This window comes from Nocardiopsis sp. NPDC049922 (assembly GCF_040660275.1).
In the GTDB taxonomy this organism is placed as follows: Bacteria; Actinomycetota; Actinomycetes; order Streptosporangiales; family Streptosporangiaceae; genus Nocardiopsis.
This window is the reverse complement of record NZ_JBFAME010000047.1, coordinates 1-3,405: the sequence shown is the minus strand read 5'-3', so window position 1 is coordinate 3,405 and position 3,405 is coordinate 1. Positions and strand designations below refer to the sequence as shown.

Below are 3,405 nucleotides of genomic sequence, written 5' to 3'. Positions count from 1 at the left end.
ACCTTGGTCAAGGGCTCGGTGCCGGTGTCGTACTCCCAGAACGCGTCCAGATCCACGGCCCCCTGGTGCCAGCGCATGTAGGCGTCCGGGCGGATATACCGCCCCCAGCGGCGTGCGCACTCGCGTTCGTTGTCCCACCGCACCAGACGCCCCACGGGGTGGGCGCGTGCGGCCTCGGTGGTCAGGGTCAGGCATTCCACCAGGCCGAGCATGTGCCCGAGCCGCCCGGAGTGCGCCCAGGCCAGCACCCGGTCATGGCGAAAGCCCAACTCGCCGACCTCGATGCCACGGTGCTCGGCGACCAGCGCCGCCCCCAACGGGGCGAGAACCCAGTGCACGGAGACGTGACGTCCAGGGTGGGGCCGGAACCGGTCCAGGAGCCCGTACTCGTGCAACAGCAGCAGCCTCCGACGCACACGCCGCCCCGCCGCTTCGGGGAAGTAGAGCCGGTGAACGTGGTGGGTGGTCATGACATGGTGGTCATACAACCCCGCCAGGATCTGCCGGTCCCTCGGAGTCACCCGGGGCGCCAACCTGACCAGAGCCGCCCCATAGTCACTGCGCTCCAGAACGTGCCCGCCCTGGCCCGTACCGCTGGTGCTGTTGGTCACGCCAGATCCCCCTTCGACGCGCGTACTTCGGCGGTGGGCTGCTCGTCCTGGGGCCCGTGGCAGCGTGCGGCCTTGCGCACCTGGGTCGCCCGGCCGCGGATTCCGGGTGGGAGTGGGCGGGTGCGCACCGTGGCCGCTCCCTGTTCCTTGGCCCCCACCAACGGGCGCACCGCTGCCTGGTAGGCGCCCAGGTTCGTCAGGTCATAGGCCCCCAGCACCGGCAATGTGTGCTGGCACAGGCTCGCGGCGTCGTCGGGGGAGGCGGTGAAGTACACCTTCGTGCGCGCGTTCGCCGACACCGCCTTGCGCAGGTCCGCGGGGAGCTGTCCGAGCTCCTGGTGGGCCAGGGTCAGTCCGAGCCGGTAGCCGCGAGCCTCGGCCAGCATGTCCTCCAGCGACCCGGGCAGGTTCAGGAAGTTCTGCGACTCGTCGATAAACGCGCACAGGTCCTGACGCTGGTGTTCCGGGATGTGGATGCGTGCGGTCACCGCCTGCCACGTGGCCGCTAGGGCGAACGACCCGATCAGCGAGCTGGTGTCCTCACCCAACCGGCCCTTCGGCAACCGCAACAGCACCAGGTGCCCGGAGTCGAACAGCGACGGCAGATCGATGGTCGAGGGCCCCGACGCCACCACTTGGCGCACCCACCTGCGCAACAACGCTGTCCGGAGCTTGTTGAGCACCGGCCCCGTCACCGCCGACCGGGCTGAGACCGTCAGGCCCGAGTACCAGCCCCAGAAGTCCTTCAGCGCCTCGTCGTCCCCGCTCCGGGCGGTGACCTTGCCCATCACCTCCCCACGCAACGTGTCGTCGGCGAGCAGGCGCGGGATATGCCCCAGCGTCAAAGCGGGGTCCTGAGCACGGGTCAGGGTGAGTGTGGCGGCGCGCAGGATGTCATCAGTCCTGGGCCCCCAGTAGTCGGAGTAGATACGGCGGAAGATCCCCACCACCGTGTCCGAGACGAAGTCCGGATCCCCGCCCTGCAACAGGTTCAACCTCGGCGGTAGCGCCTTGTCGTCGGGGTCGAACAACACCACCCGGTCGACGGCGTGTTCGGGCAGACGGGCCAGGATGTCGGTGACCAGGTCCCCGCGCGGGTCGATCACCAGCCCAGCTCGGCCCGCCTCGGCGTCCTGCAGCACCATGTTCGCCAACAGGGTCGACTTGCCCGACCCGGTCTTGCCGAGGATGTGGGTGTGCTGACGCGACTCGGCCACCCCCACCGCCACCGGACGGTGGATCCCCGCGTCGGCATCGCCGATCACCCTCGCGTTCTCGCCGCCGCGCGGAACCGCCGGTGAGGGTGCGGCTGGCCGCGCTCCGGCGCGGACCAGGCCGGGGACGGTGGCATCGGTGGGCAGGTGCGCCACCCCGGCCAGCTCGCTGCTGGTGAGCAAGAACCCGTAGCCCAGGAACCGGTTGTACAGCCACCAGGTGGGTTTGAGCATGAAGCGGCGGTCCAGGTGGTTGGCGCCGGAAGTGAACGCGGCGAACGCCGAGGCCACCCCGTGCGCCCGCCCACGCAGACGCTCCCGTGCCGCTTCGCCCGGGTGGGTGGTGGTGAGGATGTAGGCCACATCGCACGCCAACCGGGGCGAGGAGGCCTTGGTCAGGATCGCCCGCACGTCATCGCCCGTCCCCGGCAGCACCGGCATTCGACGCTGCTGGGCGGAGACGGTGGGATCCACGGCATCCAGCAACGTGGTCGCCAGACCGGGGTGGCCGTGCAGACGGGCCGCCGCCTGACGGGCCCGAGCCAACCGCCACCCCGTCGCCGGACGAGCGGTCACCCGCACCAGGGCGTGCTCGCCCTCGGCCAGGTCCTCCAACGCCCCCAACAGGGGGCGGGCCGGGTCGGTGGTGAACTTCGTCCGCAGCGGGAACACCTCAGCCCGCCCCAACCGCAAATGTCCCCCGGTGGTGTAGACCCCCTCCGGAAGCGGGGACTCCCCTGGGTGGCAGGTCCGGGTGGAGGTGGTGGCACCGGGCCAGGCCGACGCGATCGCCCGCTCGACCGAGCCCGGCGGCACGATCCCGGGCACCCACACCTGGAACCTGACACCCGACGCCGAAGCGATGACCTCCAACGCCAGGTGCGGCTGGATCAGCCACCGGGACCAGCGGGGCTTGAGCAGGCCCAGGGTGTGGTTCCAGAACTCCGTGGCGTTGTCCAACGTGGCTTGGGGCGGGGGCAGGATCTCCACCACCCGCGCTTCCTTCGACAGGTAGCGGTGGCGGGCCCACCGCACCCCCAACACCGCCGCGCACACCAACACGCCACACGTGGGGATCGCGCCCAGCAGGAGGAAGAACCCACCGCCCAGCAGGAAGTCGACCATCACGCCACCGCCCCGTCCTCGAAGTGATCCATCCCGCTGTCGGGGTGGACGTCCTGGTGCTTGGTCTCCTCCCGCTCCCGCACCGCGAGTGCGGCAAGTTCCGCCGGGTCGGAGGTGATCAGCCGATGCTCGGCCGGTGAGGCGAGGGGATGGAAACCCACCCGCTGGTGCCCCGCCACCAACAACGCGCTGCCCCGCGCAGCCGTGGCGACCAGATGGGACTCCCCCGCCGACAGATGGAACGTCTCAGTCACCTGGTCGAGGTTCTGCGGCGCCTGCTTCAGCAGGATCTGGGTCGCGGCGTTGGCCACCACCACCCGCCCCAGCTCGGTGCCCAGCACATCGCCCACGTCCTGAGTAATCAGGGTCAACCCCGCCCAGTGCTTACGCCCGGCCTTGGCCAGCCGGGCCAGATAGCGGGCCGCGGCCGGATCCTGGAGCAGCAGCCACGCCTC

General features: G+C 70.6%; 2 protein-coding genes and 1 pseudogene. All 3 read right to left on the bottom strand.

Translation table 11 applies throughout. From position 1 onward, the window contains the following. Positions 1-611 (bottom strand): replication-relaxation family protein (locus tag AB0I72_RS28270; protein ID WP_358574130.1); only part of this gene is annotated, 611 nt, incomplete at its 3' end. After that, the gene (locus AB0I72_RS28265) at positions 608-2,950 is read right to left on the bottom strand and encodes a type IV secretion system DNA-binding domain-containing protein (RefSeq protein WP_358574132.1); all 2,343 of its coding nucleotides are present in this window, start codon (positions 2,948-2,950) and stop codon (positions 608-610) included. The genes AB0I72_RS28270 and AB0I72_RS28265, both read right to left, overlap by 4 nt. Beyond that, positions 2,950-3,405 (bottom strand): annotated as a pseudogene (locus AB0I72_RS28260) (hypothetical protein); the annotation flags it as partial. The gene AB0I72_RS28265 and the pseudogene AB0I72_RS28260, both read right to left, overlap by 1 nt.